The 15,033-nt window shown below is 69.2% G+C and carries 13 protein-coding genes; 7 read left to right on the forward strand and 6 right to left on the reverse strand.

Features of this window, described 5'->3' with window-relative positions:
• Window positions 1-52: 52 nt before the first annotated feature.
• Entirely contained in the window at window positions 53-484 is a 432-nt protein-coding gene (locus tag NE2_RS12650) for a hypothetical protein (protein ID WP_063026114.1), read from the reverse strand.
• A 166-nt stretch (window positions 485-650) separates the two neighbouring features.
• On the opposite strand from NE2_RS12650, the gene NE2_RS12655 reads away from it, so the two are divergent.
• From NE2_RS12655 to NE2_RS12665, 3 genes are read left to right on the forward strand one after another with little or no spacing between them, the layout of a single operon-like run.
• Entirely contained in the window at window positions 651-1,679 is a 1,029-nt protein-coding gene (locus tag NE2_RS12655) for an AraC family transcriptional regulator (protein WP_063026115.1), read from the forward strand.
• Between the two features lie 57 nt (window positions 1,680-1,736).
• A complete protein-coding gene (locus tag NE2_RS12660) occupies window positions 1,737-2,204 on the forward strand; it encodes a hypothetical protein (RefSeq protein ID WP_146165172.1) in 468 nt (155 codons plus the stop codon).
• Window positions 2,204-3,790 (forward strand): FAD-dependent oxidoreductase, encoded by a 1,587-nt coding sequence (locus NE2_RS12665; RefSeq protein WP_063026117.1) that lies wholly within the window; start codon window positions 2,204-2,206, stop codon window positions 3,788-3,790. Before NE2_RS12660 ends, NE2_RS12665 begins: the two co-directional genes overlap by 1 nt.
• Window positions 3,791-3,878: 88 nt before the next feature.
• On the opposite strand, the gene NE2_RS34950 is transcribed toward NE2_RS12665, so the two are convergent.
• The gene (locus NE2_RS34950; protein WP_167356735.1) at window positions 3,879-4,406 is read right to left on the reverse strand and encodes a TetR/AcrR family transcriptional regulator; all 528 of its coding nucleotides are present in this window, start codon (window positions 4,404-4,406) and stop codon (window positions 3,879-3,881) included.
• On the opposite strand from NE2_RS34950, the gene NE2_RS36250 reads away from it, so the two are divergent.
• Complete coding sequence (locus NE2_RS36250; protein WP_063026119.1) at window positions 4,389-4,757, forward strand: alpha/beta fold hydrolase; 369 nt, start codon at window positions 4,389-4,391, stop codon at window positions 4,755-4,757. The genes NE2_RS34950 and NE2_RS36250 overlap by 18 nt on opposite strands.
• A 6-nt stretch (window positions 4,758-4,763) precedes the next feature.
• On the opposite strand, the gene NE2_RS12680 is transcribed toward NE2_RS36250, so the two are convergent.
• Window positions 4,764-5,774, reverse strand: coding sequence for an AraC family transcriptional regulator (locus tag NE2_RS12680; protein WP_063909381.1), 1,011 nt, complete (start codon window positions 5,772-5,774; stop codon window positions 4,764-4,766).
• 122 nt (window positions 5,775-5,896) lie between these two features.
• Between NE2_RS12680 and NE2_RS12685 the strand changes: the two genes are divergently transcribed.
• Window positions 5,897-6,742: an SDR family NAD(P)-dependent oxidoreductase gene (locus NE2_RS12685; RefSeq protein WP_063026121.1), complete on the forward strand. Its 846-nt coding sequence runs from the start codon at window positions 5,897-5,899 to the stop codon at window positions 6,740-6,742.
• 51 nt (window positions 6,743-6,793) lie between these two features.
• The gene (locus NE2_RS12690; protein ID WP_063026122.1) at window positions 6,794-8,437 is read left to right on the forward strand and encodes an acyl-CoA synthetase; all 1,644 of its coding nucleotides are present in this window, start codon (window positions 6,794-6,796) and stop codon (window positions 8,435-8,437) included.
• 6 nt (window positions 8,438-8,443) lie between these two features.
• Here the strand turns inward: NE2_RS12690 and NE2_RS12695 are convergent, their stop codons facing one another.
• Window positions 8,444-9,604: an acyl-CoA dehydrogenase family protein gene (locus NE2_RS12695; protein WP_063026175.1), complete on the reverse strand. Its 1,161-nt coding sequence runs from the start codon at window positions 9,602-9,604 to the stop codon at window positions 8,444-8,446.
• 136 nt (window positions 9,605-9,740) lie between these two features.
• Window positions 9,741-10,391 carry a TetR/AcrR family transcriptional regulator gene (locus tag NE2_RS12700; RefSeq protein ID WP_063026123.1) on the reverse strand — a complete coding sequence of 217 codons (651 nt, stop codon included), beginning with the start codon at window positions 10,389-10,391 and terminating at the stop codon, window positions 9,741-9,743.
• A gap of 93 nt (window positions 10,392-10,484) precedes the next feature.
• Here NE2_RS12700 and NE2_RS12705 point away from each other — a divergent pair, with 93 nt between their 5' ends.
• Window positions 10,485-13,454, forward strand: a complete 2,970-nt coding sequence (locus NE2_RS12705; RefSeq protein ID WP_233429762.1) for a type II toxin-antitoxin system Rv0910 family toxin — start codon at window positions 10,485-10,487, stop codon at window positions 13,452-13,454.
• A 122-nt stretch (window positions 13,455-13,576) separates the two neighbouring features.
• Here the strand turns inward: NE2_RS12705 and NE2_RS12710 are convergent, their stop codons facing one another.
• Window positions 13,577-15,013, reverse strand: a complete 1,437-nt coding sequence (locus NE2_RS12710) for an FAD-binding oxidoreductase (protein WP_063909382.1) — start codon at window positions 15,011-15,013, stop codon at window positions 13,577-13,579.
• Window positions 15,014-15,033: the final 20 nt, after the last annotated feature.

Genomic DNA, 15,033 nt, shown 5'->3' on the forward strand with positions numbered 1-15,033 from the left:
AAGCGCGCGCCCACGGTCACGCGGAAGGCTGCTCGAGGTCCACCGGCGCCGGTTACGCCTTGCTGGGTGCGCGCCGCGATCGGGTCGCGGTCTTGCGGGCGGTCGTCTTTTTGCCACCGTCGCTGCGGCGGGCCGGTCGGTCACTGCGTGCCGGCTGCTTGCGCTGCACGGCGGGAGCCCTGGTGGCCGACGACGGTTGCTGGTCCGGGTGCGAGGTGAGCCTCCGGAGTACGAGTGCGGTGCCGCCGACGCCCAGGAGCACAGGCCAGTCCACGACTCCCGTGGCTCCGATCGCCGCCAACGTGAGCGCGGCGGCCGGTGTCGAATGACTCCCGCTGCTCAGTCCGCTCCGCACCCCGGACACGACGCCCTGCATCCCGCCGAGAACTCCGTTCACCGCGGCGCCGCCCACCGCCCCGGCCGCGGATGTGGTCGCATCGGCCGTCCACGAAATCGCTTTTACCCCACCCTCGAGAAGGTCCATCGTCACTCCCTTTGAGTTCACCTTTTGGACATCTGCGAGCAAGCTGCAGTCTACTCGTGGCGCGCGGCCGCTCCGGGCGTAGCGACCGAGATGAAACATGCGCCCGGCACTCCTCGTGACGAGCGCGGTCGGTCATTACTCGGATCGTGATTTATCCTGGCGCGACATGAGCGATGTGATCCGAGCTGCCGCCCTGCGGGGTTTCGGGAGTGTGATCGAAGAGTGCGGAGGTGACCCTGCCGCGCTGCTCGCACATGTCGGAATCGAACCCGCGCTGCTGGACTCCGAGGACGCGCTCATCTCGCATCGCAGTCTGGCGCGGCTGCTGGAACACGCCTCCGCCGAATTGGATGTCCCCGACCTGGGACTGAGAGTGGCCGAACGCCAAGACATTTCGATCCTCGGCCCGCTCGCGGTGGTCATGCTCCACTCGGCGACCCTGCGCGAAGCGGTCGAGAGTGCATCCCGGTTCATGTTCGTGCACAGCCCGGCGGTGTCGTTCACCCTGACCGATGATCCGGACGGGAATGCGGACGTGGCCGGTGTGCGCTACTCGCTGAGTGCGCCCCCGCCCACGCGACAGGTCGTCGAAATGGCGCTGCTGGTGGCATATCGGGTGGGTCGACTCGAACTCGGCGCGGCGACGCCGCCGATCGGCGTGGACTTCCCGCATTCCCGGATCGCCCCGCCCGAGCGGTACGTGGAGTGTTTCGGGGCGCCGGCCCGATTCGGCCGCCGCACGGCCACCCTGAGATTGCCGGCCGAGGGGCTGGACTCCTCGCTGGCGGCGGCGAATCCGCTGCTCAGAAAGCTCGCCCTGGACTACCTCACCTCGCGCTACCCCGACCCGCAGCAGGTGTACGTCCCGCGGGTTCGTGGCTATCTCGACCAGGCTCTGGGCAGTGGGGCGATCGAGTTATCAGCTGTCGCAGCCACTTTCGGCATTCACGCGCGAACCCTGCAGCGCAGGCTGGTGGCGGAGGGCACGTCCTACGCCGAGATTCTCGACGCGGTCCGCCGCGATGCCGCGCTACGCCACTTGATCGAGTCCGACCTCGCCCTGTCCCGCGTGACCGCTGCGGTCGGACTGGCGGAGCAGTCGGCACTGACGCGCTGCTGCCTGCGGTGGTTCGGCGCCACCCCGAGCGCCATCCGCCGCGCGGGCGGCGTCGCCGAACCTGTCGCCCAGAGGTAAATCTCTGTCGTCGGTGGGCAATACCCCGCAGGTCGGCGGAACGCACACTTCCCTGTCATGGACAACACCCTCGCCCGGCGCAGCAGCGAAGAGTTACGCGCACTTTTTCGGACTGCGGCGTGCCCGGACCTCGCGGAGGTGACGGGACGTCTCGAGGCCGAGCTCGCCGGACCGGCGCTCGTGCGTGCGCTGGCCCCGATAGCGTTCCGGCTCACCGGCCTGGCGGACTGGTGGGGTAAGGACCTGCGACCAGCTCCCGCGGGGGACGGGCTGACGGGGTACAACCTCGCCGGCTCGCGCGGCGAATCGGCCACCCTGCCGCTGCGCGCGACCATCGGTCCCTCCCGGCTCGACGGCGCGCCGGCCGTGGTTGTCAGCTATTCATCCGATGCTCCCTTCCCCTGGCGGCGGGTCGTCGACGATCTGCGCATCCTTGCGGACGGGACCGTGCTGGGCCTCACGTTCGGCCTGCCCTTCACGCCCCGCGGCGGCTCGCCTTTCCTGCTGCGACGGGAGCTCCGGTGATGCGCGATTGGATCGTGATCGGATCCGGTTTCGGCGGCAGCGTCGCCGCGTTGCGACTGGCCGAGAAGGGATACTCCGTCACCGTTGTGGAGAAAGGCCGCCGCTACCGGGACGAGGACTTCGCCACCAGCGCATGGCAGGCCCCGCGCATGCTGTGGGCTCCGCGCATCGGCCTCAGAGGGATCCTCCAACTGCGGCCGATGAAGCACGTATCGGTGATCTGCGGGGTCGGCGTCGGCGGCGGGTCCCTGGTGTACGCGAGCACGCTGTACGTTCCGCACTCCGACGACTTCTACCGGCACGAGCAGTGGGCCGAGCTCGCGGATTGGCGATCGGTGCTCGCTCCGCACTACGCCACCGCCGAACGCATGCTGGGGGTGGTGGACTGTCACAGCGACGGTCGAAGTGAGCAGATGATGCGCGCCGTCGCGGCCGACCTCGGTGTGCCGGATGCCGTGCACCAGACCAGAGTGGGGGTGTATCTCGGCACTCCGGGCAAGACGGTGCCGGATCCCTTCTTCGGCGGTGCCGGACCTGAACGCACCGGGTGCCTACGCTGCGGCGAATGTCTGCTCGGTTGCCGCCACGGCGCCAAGAACAGCCTGGTCAAGAATTATCTCCACCTGGCCGAAGGGCTCGGGGTCGAGATCCGGCCCGAACGCACGGTCGTCGGGATTCGTCCGCTCGGCACCTCCGACGGCAGCGACGGTTACGCCGTCACCACCGAACGCTCCGGCGCGTGGATACGGCGTGACCGCCAGGTCGTGCACGCACACGGAGTCGTACTCGCGGGCGGAGCGATGGGAACGAGCGAACTGCTCACCCGAGCCCGCGCCACCGGTTCGCTACCGAGACTGTCGGACCGTGTGGGGCACTTCGTACGCACCAACAGCGAAGCCATCACCGCGGTCACCGCGCACGACCGCTCGGCCGATCTCGGCACCGACCTGACCATCACGATGAGCGTGCATCCCGACGAGCACACCCACGTCACCAACAACACCTACGCGGCGGCCGGCGACGCGTTGGCCTTGACCTTCGGCCCGTTCACCGGCGGCCGGCGGCGAACCCTGCAATTCGTGCGAGAGATCGCCCGGCATCCGTTCCGCTGGCTGAATCCCATGCGCATCCGTGGCTGGTCCCGCCGCACCGTCGTCTTCACCGTCATGCAAAGCCTCGACAGCTCACTCCGGTTGCGTCCCAAGAGATTCGGTTCGGGGATGGCCACCGTCGTCGACGATGCCGGCACAGCCCCGGCAAGCTACCTGCCGATCGCGAACCGGTTCACCGAACTGGCGGCGCGACACGTCGGCGGCTATCCCGAAAGCTCCGTCGCCGAATCGCTGATCAGCTCGCCCACCACGGCTCATATCCTCGGCGGCGCCGTGATCGGGGCCGACGCGAGCCGAGGAGTGGTCGACCGGTACCACCGGGTCTTCGGCTACCGCAATCTGCTGGTGACCGACGGGTCCGCGGTACCGGCGAATGTGGGCGTCAACCCGAGCCTCACCATCACCGCCATGGCCGAGGAGGCGCTGAGCCACATTCCGGCCAAATCCACGCCGCGAGAAGCGGATTCGAACTAGCGGCCGGTGCTCATTCCCGGGTGGAACGGGTCGTCCTTGTGGGGGATATGCGCCGGGCGGGTTTCGAGGGAAGGCCGTCGACGGCAGGTCAGCGCATCGGAGTCGTGACGAGCGGAGCGATGACGCGGCGGGTGAGGTCGCGCGCGACGGTCTCGTCGTCGAGGTGGTAGCCGGCGGGTGGAAAGAGGAGATAGCCCAGCGTGAGCCGGATGACCGCGCCGGCTTGCAGGTCCGGGTCGCCGGGCGGCAGTGTGCCCTCGGCCTGTCCGGCGCGTATCCGGGCGGCGACGAAACGGTGGCCGATGTCCATCGGGGACGGATCGCCGGAGGTGAGCGCCGTGAGCAGTTCGGCGTTGTACGGCGCTCCGGTGTTGTTCGCGAGCAGTTGCCGGCGCAGGCGCAGGCAGGCGGCGAAAGCTTCGGCGATCCGCTCGGTGGGGTCGGTGACGGTGAGGTATGTCGAGGTGATCTCGGTGAGGAAGTCGTGCAGCGTATGCGCGACGGCCGCCTCGAACAGAGCGTCGCGGCCACCGAAGCGCCGGAAGAGGGTGGCGCGACTCATCCCGGAGCGGGCGGCGACGTCGTCCATCGTCGCGGCGTGCGGTTGCTGTCCCATCTCGCTCTCGGACCCGTCTCGGCGCGGCGGGTCGGCCGTGAACTCGATCGGATGATCGGCGCCACGTCCGCACGTGGCCGAGGCGGGTACGGGGCGATGCTGGTGAATCTCGTGACAGCGCTCGATCCGAGCTCTCTCACGGGCCCCACGATGGTGATCGCGGGCAGCAGGGACAAGATCGCTCCTCCCGCGCGATCGCGGCTGATCGCCTCGGCGCTGCCCCGGTTGATCGAACTCCGCGAAGTCGACAGCGGGCATTGCGGGCCGCTCGAGTGCGCCGACGAGATCACCGCGGCTTTGCGTGAACTGGCCTGCGCCCCAGGCGAATCCGCTGCTATCGGAAGTACGTGAACGGGGTTACCGCGCGGAGCGGGCGAAGCGGCCCGGAGTCGTGCCGGTCCAGCGGGTGAAGGCGTGTGTGAAGGCGGAAGCGTCGGCGTAGCCGAGTCGGCGAGCGACCTCGTCGACGGTGGTGCCGAGGGTGAGGAGTTCTTCGGCGAGGAGGTGGCGGGTCTCGGCGACCAGGCCACGGTAGGAGGTGCCTTCGGCGTCGAGGCGCCGGCGTAGGGTGCGCACACTCATGCGGAGGTCGGCGGCGATATCTTCCTGGGCGGCAGTGACGCCGCGGGTCAGGAGGCCGGCGCGGACGCGGGCCGCGGTGCCGTCGCGCCGGCGCCGGCGTTGCATGATCTCGGCCGCTTGCTGGTGGGCGAGCGCGGCGACATGTGGATTCGCCTGGGGCATGGGAAGTTCCAAGATTTCCCGCGTGAGAATGAGCCGGGTGACCGGTGCGTCGAAGGTAGGGCAGACTCCGAGCAGTTCGGTGAACCGTTCGGCGTAGGCAGGTGCGGGACAGGCGAGTTCGACGGTCGTGGGCGGTACCGCCGCGCCGAGCAGTTCGCGATCCAGCGTGATGAGTTCGGCCAGGTCGCGTTCGAGCAGGAACTGCCGCAGTGCGGACGGCGCCGCCGAGTAGTCCAACGTCACCGTGGCGCCGGTGGGGGTTTCCTGAATGCGCCAGCGAGCGAAGGAATAGGCGATGTCCATATGCTCGATCCCGATGCGCAGCGCTTCGCGTACGGTCCGGCTCGTCATCACCGCGAATGCCCAGATGCCGTGTGCTGCAAGGTGATAGCGCTGCCCCGCGGCCAGGCCGAGGCCGGGAATATGCCCCAGCCGCGTGACCAGGTTCTGGACCACCCGCAATTCCTGTGCGGCGCGGACCTCGCCGTTCGCATCGTTCAGGATCGACAGGGTGATATCCGAGCCGTCGAGGCATTGCGCGAGGGTCAGCCCGTGGGTGAGGCCGAGCTGAACCAGGATCGCGGCACTGGTGCTCGACCGCGGCATATTCGGGTGGACAGCCATGGGCACATCCTGGGTCAGAATGGCCGAAAAGTACAAGTCTTGGCCGGTTAGATCATGGATCGGCAGGGTGTCTGCTTCCTAACCTCGTGATACGCGAGACAACCGAGGAGTGGAGAGTGGGTATGGGTCCGGCAGGCATGCGGGTGGCGGTCACCGGCGGTGCGAGAGGTATCGGGCGAGCCACCGCGGCGGCCTTGGCCGCGTCGGGAGCGCGGGTGGTGATCGGCGACATCGATGCCGACACGCTGGCGGCGACGGCCGCGGAACTGACCGCCGCGACGGGTGCCGACGTGATCGCCCTCCCGCTGGACGTGCGTGATCACGAGTCGTTCGAGAACTTCTTGGATCGGGCCGAAGCGGAGCTCGGCGGGCTGGACGGCCTGGTCAACAATGCGGGGATCATGCCGACCGGCTCGTTCCTCGAGGAGCCGATGGATCTGGCCGACCGGCAACTGGACATCAACCTGCGCGGGGTGATCATCGGATCGAAGCTCGCCGGTCGGCGGTTCGCCGATCGCCGCCGCGGCCATATCGTGAACGTGGCCTCCGTCCTCGGCTTGGTCGGAACGCCGGATGTCGCAACGTATTCGGCGACCAAATTCGGTGTCGTCGGCCTCGGTTCGGCGTTGCATCAGGAGTTGGCGGCATTCGACGTGCACGTGAGCACCCTGTGCCCGGCCTTCGTCAACACCGAGCTGATCGCCGGGCTGTCTCCGAACCGGATCACCCGGGTGATCGGCTTCGTCGAACCCGAGGATGTCGCACGCGCGGTGGTCGACGTATTGGCTCGCCGCCGCGGCGGGCTGCGAGTCGTCCCCCGCATCGGCGGGATCGCCATCGCGCTGCTCACCGCGATGCCGGAGGGGCTGCGCAATCGGTTCGGCCGCCTCCTGGGCAGCCACGACACCGTGTCCGGCGCCGATATGTCGCAGCGAGCGCGCTATCTCGAACGTGCGGGCCGGAGCTGAGAGCAGGCGGCTTTCCGGCAAAACATCTTGTCCCGAGGAGGAATTCACTTCATGGCACGGAATCTCGAGAGCCTGGTGACCGGGCTCGGTGACGCGGCCGAGACACTGCGCGCCGTCGTCCGCCTGCATCAGCGCGGCGTGATCGACTTGACACGCCCGGATCGGGTCGCGCGCATGGCCTGGGAGAACCGGATCTACGGTCCGCCGGCGGCGTTGATCATGGCGGGGGCCCGCCACCACCCGCACCGGCCCGCGATCGCCGACGAGCGCGGCGTGCTGACCTACGGTGAACTCGACGCGCAGTCCAACGCACTGGCCAATGCGCTACTGGCGCAGGGGCTTACGGCCGGTTCGGTGGTCGGTGTCCTGGCGCGCGACCATCGCGGGCTGGTGCTGGCGATCAGCGCGGCCGGTCGCGCCGGGCTGCGGCTGGCCATGATGAACACCGGATTCGCCAAGCCGCAGTTCGCCGAGGTCGCCGCGCGGGAGAACGTGCGAGCCATGTTGCACGACAGCGAGTTCGGCGACCTGCTCGACGCGCTACCGCCGACGCTGCCGCGCATCCTCACCTGGGTGGACGAGGGGCACGCGATACCGGCGGGCGCGCGCACCGTGGATGAGCTGATCGACACGGGCGACCACCGGATACCACCGGCGCCGGCCCAGCCGGGTGGCTTCATCATCCTCACCAGCGGTACCACGGGCCTGCCCAAGGGGGCGCCGCGCACCAAGGTGACACCGCTGGCGAGTGCGATGATCGCGGACCGTATTCCGTTCCCACGCGGAGGCTCTGTGGTCATCGTGTCGCCGATCTTCCATTCGACCGGGTTCGGGACGTGGACCGTGGCCACCGCCCTGGGCAACAAGACCGTGCTCTTGCGCCGGTTCGACGCCGAGGCCACGTTGCGCGCGGTGAGCGAGCACCGCGCCGAGATGCTCGTCGCGGTGCCGACCATGCTGCATCGCCTGGTGGCGTTGGGCCCGGACGTCATCGGCCGCTACGACCTGTCGACGCTGACAACCATTGCCGTGGCGGGCTCGGCGTTGTCCCCGGAGCTGGCGACCCGGGTGCAGGACACCTTCGGCGACGTGCTCTACAACCTCTACGGTTCGACCGAGGTCGCGGTGGCGACGGTGGCGCAGCCGCACGAATTGCGCCGTGCTCCGGGCACGGTCGGCCGCCCGCCGGTGACGAGCAGAATCGCGTTGTTCGACGCCGACGGGCGCCGGGTGAGTGCCCGGAACGTCTCCGGTCGGGTGTTCGTGCGCAGTGGCGCGCCGTTCGAGGGGTACACCGACGGCCGCCACAAGCAGTTCATCGACGGGTACATGTCCACCGGCGATATGGGCCGGATCGACGAGCACGGGCTGCTGCACATCGACGGCCGCGACGACGACATGATCGTCTCCGGCGGTGAGAACGTCTACCCGCTGGAGATCGAGAACCTGCTCGCGGCACGGCCCGATATCGACGAGGTGTCGGTCGTCGGCGTGCCCGACGACGAGTTCGGAAAACGCTTGCGCGCCTACATCGTTCCAGCGCCCGGCGCCACCGTGAACGCCCCGGACGTCAAGGCGTACGTGAAGCAGAACCTGGCCCGCTACAAGGTTCCCCGCGATGTGGTGATCCTGGACGAACTACCGCGCAATGCCACCGGCAAGGTCTTGCGCCGGGTGCTGGAGGAGATGGACTGACGTTTCTCAGCTGTCGTAGCCGAAGAGCTTGGCCGCCAGATCGGTCATCACTTCGCTGGCGCCCCCGCCGATGCCGAGGATGCGCGCGTCACGGTAATGGCGCTCCACCTCCGATTCCCGCATGTACCCCATGCCGCCGTGCAACTGGACGGCCTCGTCGACGACGTGTTTGACGGCCGCGACGGCGGAATTCTTCGCCAGGCAGGCTTCGCCGACGACGAATTCGCCGGCCGTGGCGCGCACGGCGACCTGGCGGGTGAAGGTGCGGGCCAGCTCGATCCGGCGGCGCATCTCGACCAGCTTGTGCCGCACCACCTGCCGGGCGATCAGCGGCTTGCCGAAGCTCTCCCGCCGCCGGACGTGGTCGAGGGTCAGATCCAGGCAGCGCTGCGCGATCGCGTACGCGTGCACCGCGATATTGACCCGCTCGGTGACGAAAGCCGCACCGAGCAGCGCGAATCCACCGTTCTCGGCGCCGATCAGATTGGCGGCGGGTACCCGGCAATCAGTGAAGGTCAGCTCGGCGGTGTCCGAGCACAACCAGCCCATCTTCTCCAGCTTCCGCGACACGCTGAAACCCGGAGTGCCGGCGTCGATCACGAGCAAGCTGAGGCCGCTCGCGCCCGGTCCGCCGGTGCGCACCGCGGTGGTGACGAAATCCGCGCGTGTGCCGGAGGTGATGAACAGCTTCGCGCCGTTGACGACGTAGTGGTCGCCGTCGCGGACCGCGGTGGTGCGCACGGATCCGACGTCGGAGCCCGCCTCCGGCTCGGTCACCCCGAGCGAACCGATCAGGTCCCCGGAGAGGGTAGGGCGCACGTACCGGTCGATCAGGGTGGTGTCGCCGCTGGAGACGATGTGCGGCAGCGCGATCCCGTGGGTGAACAGGGCCGAGTGGCAGCCCGACGAGCCGCCGGCCTCGATGAACGCCTCGGTGGCGACGGTCATGTCGACAAGGTCCCCGCCGTCGCCGCCGTACTCCTCGGGCGTGCCGATGCCGTACAGCCCGGATTTCGCCGCGGCCCGGTGCAATTCGCGGGGCAGAGCACCCTCGCGTTCCCACCGGTCGAGATGCGGCGCGACCTCGCGGCGAACGAAATCGCCCACCGCCTCGCGTAGCGCGAGACGTTCCGGCGTGCGGTAGGGGTCGGTGTAGGCGACAGTCATGATCACTCCTGAGATGTGCGGGATCGGATGCGCGCGTGAGGCTTTCGGGCGCTGGGCAGCGACCGGCGCCACCGCGGACAGGCGGTGGGACGGTGTATTCGGATGTCGTCGCGGGACGTCCCCGGACGGGTGTGGATCAGTCGATGGTTCCGGTGAGGATCGGCGCGACGGCGGCGCGGGCGACGCGTTCGGCCGCCGCGGGATCGGTCAGATCGATGGCATGGCTCGGTGTGGCCAGATAGCCGATGATCAGGTGCACCAGGGCGTCGGCCTGGGCATCGGGGTCACGGACCGGGATCTTGCCGTCCGCTTGGGCTTTGCCGATATTCGCGCGAATGGCGTTGTAGGCCAAAGTGATCGGTGAGGGATCGCCCTGGCCGAGAGCCTGGATGAGTTCGGCTCGGCGCAGTGGGTCGGCATCGCGGAACAGGATGTGGTCGCCCAGTCCGAGCCCGGTGAGGAAGCCGAGCACCACCTGTTCGGTGGGATCGGTGACTTCGGTGAAGCGGTCGGCGAGGTCGGCCAGGATGCGGCCGATATCGCGAGCCAGCGCCCGTTCGAACAGCTGGTCCTTGCCGGTGTAGCGGCGGAACAGCGTCGTGCGGCCGACCCCGGCCTCGGCCGCGATGTCGTCCATGGTCGCCTCGCGGGTGCCGCGGCGCGCCAGGACTCGCAACGCGGCGTCGAGGACCCGCGCGTCCGTCGCGTCGTCGCTGGGCGCCGACTGCGGAAGCAGGGTCATCGCGCGGCTGAGCAGGCTGGACAGCGGCGCACCGGGTCTGGTCACGAGGCCATCTTGACACGTGGAACCACTATCCGTCTAATAGTTCCACGGAACTATTTCGCAAATAATAGTTCCGCCGATGGAAAGGGCTAGGTAGTGGCTGACGTGGGTGGACTTCCCCAGGTGATGCGCCAGGCGCGCGCTCGAGTACGCGCGGTACGCGCACTCGCCGACGCCGTGACGAGCGATCCGGCGATTCTGCGCGACATCGTCGGGGGAGTGCTGGGCAGGCCCGCCACGCCTCCCGCCGGCCCGGCCGTCTCCGAGGCGTACACCCCGCCGGACGGGCTCGCGGATTTCGACAAACGAGCCCACGCGAGCAAGCATCTCGACCGCCCGATGGCCGAGGTCGCGGCCTATCTGACCGATCCGGGCCGCTTCGCCGAATGGCTGACCATGCACGCGGCCTTCCGCGGCGAGGCACCCAGCGGTGTGTACCCCGGATCGGAGTTCGCTCAGCAGGTGAAGTTCATGGGCATCCCGGCCGAAGTCGCCTGGACCGTGGACGCGGTGGACGAGACCGCGCTGGTGCTGCGCGGCGCCGGGCCGATGGGGTTGACCCTCGGCTTCTGGCTGACCGTGCGTGCCGAGGGGAACGGGGCGACCGCCTACTTCGACGCCGGGCTGTCGGGACAACCCGTCGACGGCCCGCTGGGTGCCTCGCTGGTGCGAAGCCTGTCGGAGGCCCTGCGGGAGTCGCTGGACCGTGTGCCGGACCGTATCGCCGCGGCGGGGCCCTTCACCGGCGCGAAATCGGTGCGAAAACCCGTGCTGCACAAGGCGTCCGGTCGCACGATCGCGCCGAATACGCCGGTTCTGGTCGGTGCCGGACAGCTGGTGCAGCATCAGCCGAACACCGCCGAGGACCCGGCGGCGCTGACGGTGCGAGCACTGCGGCTGGCGGCGCGGGATGCCGGGGTGGGGCAGTCGCTGCTCTCGGCCGCCGACGCGGTGTTCGCGGTCGCCAGCGCCTCCTGGAAGTATCGAGACCTCGGCGCCCTGGTGGCGCGTTCGGTCGGCGCCGACGGAGCCGATACCGTGCAGTCCTCGACCTACGGTGGCGACGGTGGCCAGCTGCTGGTCAATGAAGCGGCACAGGCGATCGCCGACGGCACCTACGAGATCGTGCTGGTGACCGGCGCGGAAGCGGGCGCCACCATGGCCGCCGCGCAGCGCGCGGGCACCGAGGTGACGTGGCCGGAACAGGGCCCCGACGTGGAGCCGACCCGTATCGCCGGGATCGACAAGGAGGCCAACAACGCCGCCGAAATCGCCGTCGGGCTGGGTGCGCCCATCTACATGTACGCGCTCATGGAATCGGCCAATCGGCACCGGCTCGGCCGCGATCCGAAGCAGCATCTCGAGGCGATCGGCGAGTTGTGGTCGCGGTTGTCGGCGGTGGGCGCGGACAATCCGAATGCCTGGCTGCCGCAACGGTTCAGCGCGCCGGAATTGACCACACCGACCGCGGACAACCGGACGGTATCGGCCCCGTACACCAAACTGCTGTGCGCCAATTTGCAGGTGGATATGGCCGCCGGACTGGTGCTGTGCAGCGCCGCCGCTGCCGAGGCGGCCGGTATCCCGCAGGACAAATGGGTGTTCGTCCATGCCGGCGCCAGCGCGCACGACGAATGGTTCGTCTCCGAACGCGCGGAACTGGCTGCCTCCCCGGCGATCCGGGCCGTCGGCGCGGCTGCGCTCGAGCATGCCGGCCTGACCATCGACCGGATCGGTCCCGTGGACCTGTACTCCTGCTTCCCGGTCGCGGTGCAGATCGCGGCGCGTGAACTCGGGCTCGCCGCAGACGATCCCGAACGCTCGCTCTCGGTGACCGGCGGACTGACCTTCGGCGGCGGGCCGGGCAACAATTACGGCACCCACGCGATCGCCACCATGGTCGCGCAGTTGCGCGCCGACCCTGATGCCTTCGGGTTGAGCACCTCACTCGGCTGGTACGTCACCAAGCACGCGCTGGGCATCTATTCCGCCACACCGCCGCAGCGGCCCTACGCCCACCTGCGGCCGGTCGTCGACAATCCACCCGCCCGTCCGGTCCGGACCGAGTACGAGGGACCGGCGGTGGTCGAGGCCTACACGCTGCCCTACGGACGTGACGGCGAGCCGGAGGCGGCGATCATCAGCCTGATCGCGCCCGACGGCACGCGAGTGCTGGTGCGCAGCAACAGATCCGATCTCGTCGCCGAACTGCGCGACGGTGATGCGCTGGGCCGGTCCGTCACGGTCGGTGATGGCGATATCACCTTCGAGGGCACACAACGCCACGAGTTGCCCGCGCCCCCACCGCCGCCCGTGCTGGTGGAGCGCCGCGGCCCCGTCATGATCATCACGATGAACCGCCCCGAGGTCCGCAACGCGGTCGATCACGCCATGGCCCTCGGACTCGAAAAGGCCTGTGACGCTTTCGAAGCCGATCCGAACGTGCGCGTCGCCGTCCTCACCGGCGCGGGCGGCTGTTTCAGCTCCGGTATGGATCTGAAAGCGATGGCCCGGGGAGAAGCCCCGCTGACCGAGAATCGCGGTGCTCTGGGTCTGGCCGGTAAGCCGCCGCGCAAACCGTTGATCGCCGCCGTCGAAGGCCCGGCCCTCGCGGGCGGCTGTGAATTGGCTTTGGCCGCGGATCTGATTGTCGCCGCGATCGATTCGCAATTCGGCATACCGGAGCCCAAACGCGGCCTGATCGCCGCCGCCGGCGGCGTCATGCGTTTGCGGGAGCGTCTGCCGCGCAATATCGCCATGCAGCTGGCGCTCACCGGCGACCCCATGCAGGCGACCCGGCTGGCCGAACTCGGCCTGATCAATATCCTCGCCGAACCGGGCCGAGCACTCACAGCGGCTCTGGAATTGGCCGAACGGATCGCCGCCAACGCACCGCTCAGCCTGGAGGGCAGCAAACGCATCGTCGACGAGACATCCGATTGGACCACGGCCGACGCCTTCGACAAGCAATACGACATCGCGTCCACCGCATTGTTTTCCGAAGACGCCGCCGAAGGTGTGCGCGCCTTCACCGAGAAGCGCGCCCCGGTCTGGAACGGCCGCTGAGTCCCGCACTACCGACGAGCAAGAGCCTCCCATGCGATAGGAAACCCGGATCGACCTGCCGCACCCCTCGGGGTCTTTCGACCAGTGGCAGGTCTTTCCGGATGCCGCGTCCCCGCCGGCGGTCAGCGGGCGGGCATGGTCCAGCGGGCGGCCGGGCCGAACATTCCGGCCGGGTCGTAGCGGCGGCGCGCCTCGACCAGGCGTTCGCGCTGACCGGCGGTCCAGGCCGCCATGGTTTCGGCGGCGCTCCGTCCGTGCGGATCGCGGGTGAAATTCGGTGTGGCCGCGCCGAGACTCCATGTGGAGAAGGCATCGATCACGGTGTCCAGTGCCGCGGGGACCGCCGCCGCGATCGGCGGCGCCAGCACGCCGACCGCGAGGACGTTGAAGGCGGCCTGCCTGCCCGCAACCGTGGTGGGCGACAGCGACTCTCGCGCGAGTGCGCCACCGAGAGCGCGGATCTCGGTCATGGTGATCGGCAGTCCGCGCGCGGGACCGGCGGCCTCCAGCAGCGCGTCGATGGCCGCGTCGGGCAGTTCGCGCAGCAGGGTGGACCGATCGGCAGCGGGCATGGGGTCGACCGGGTCGTTGTGGATGGACGCGAGGGCCGCATACGGCATCTCGGCGATCGTGTCCAGCATCGGTGATGCCACCGACCGCAGCGGCTGCAGCAGCGCGGCACCCTCGGCAGCGTCGCCGACATGGGCGTAGCGCAGGTGCAGCACCGTCGCACCGCGCAGCGGCTCCGGAATCTCCGGCAGCGGAGGAAGATTCAGGACAGCCACCGAACTGGTCACGGTCTCCGGCACGGTCGCCACCCAATTCCGCCAGGCTCGCAGCACCGTCGCCGCATCGTCCATCCGATAGGTGAGACCGCCGGCGTACAGGCTGCGAATCGGAAACAGCCGGAAGGTCATCTGCGTGACGATTCCGAAGGCCGCGCCGCCGCCGAGCAGCGCCCGGAACAGATCGGGCTCGGTCTCGGGCGTGACCCGGCGCAGCGTCGCATCGGCAGTCACCACCTCCATGACGGTCACATGATCGGCGGCGAACCCGTAGGTGCGCGCGATCGGGCCCAGACCGCCGCCGAGGGTGTAGCCGACCACACCCACACTGGTCGAGGACCCCGCCAGCGCGGCCAGTCCGAACGGGGCGGCCGCATCCAACACCTCCTGCCAGCGCACGCCCGCGCCGACCGTCGCGGTGCGTCCGTCCGGATCGATCGCTATCGCGTCCAGGAGCGCGGTGTCGATCAGGATGCTGTGCGGCGGCGTGGGGCTCGCCCCGTGCCCGGTGGCCTGCACCGTGACCGTGTAGCCGGCAGCGTTCGCGACGCTCACGGCGGCCGCGACATCGGCGGCGCCGGCGGCGACCACGACGGCCGCCGCCCGGTGCTCGGTCGCGACGTTGAACCCTGCTGCCGACAGGCGATATCCGTCCTCGCCGGGGGTGTGGACCTGACCGGCCACCGCCGCGCGCAGGCGCTCGGCGAGGGCGACACCGGTCAGTGGTTGCCGCCCGGTTCCGGTCGGCGCGGGCGGATCGAAGACGCTGGACATGTGACTCCTGAAGTCGCTGA

Source organism: Nocardia elegans NBRC 108235, from assembly GCF_001612845.1.
Classification (GTDB): Bacteria; Actinomycetota; Actinomycetes; order Mycobacteriales; family Mycobacteriaceae; genus Nocardia; species Nocardia nova.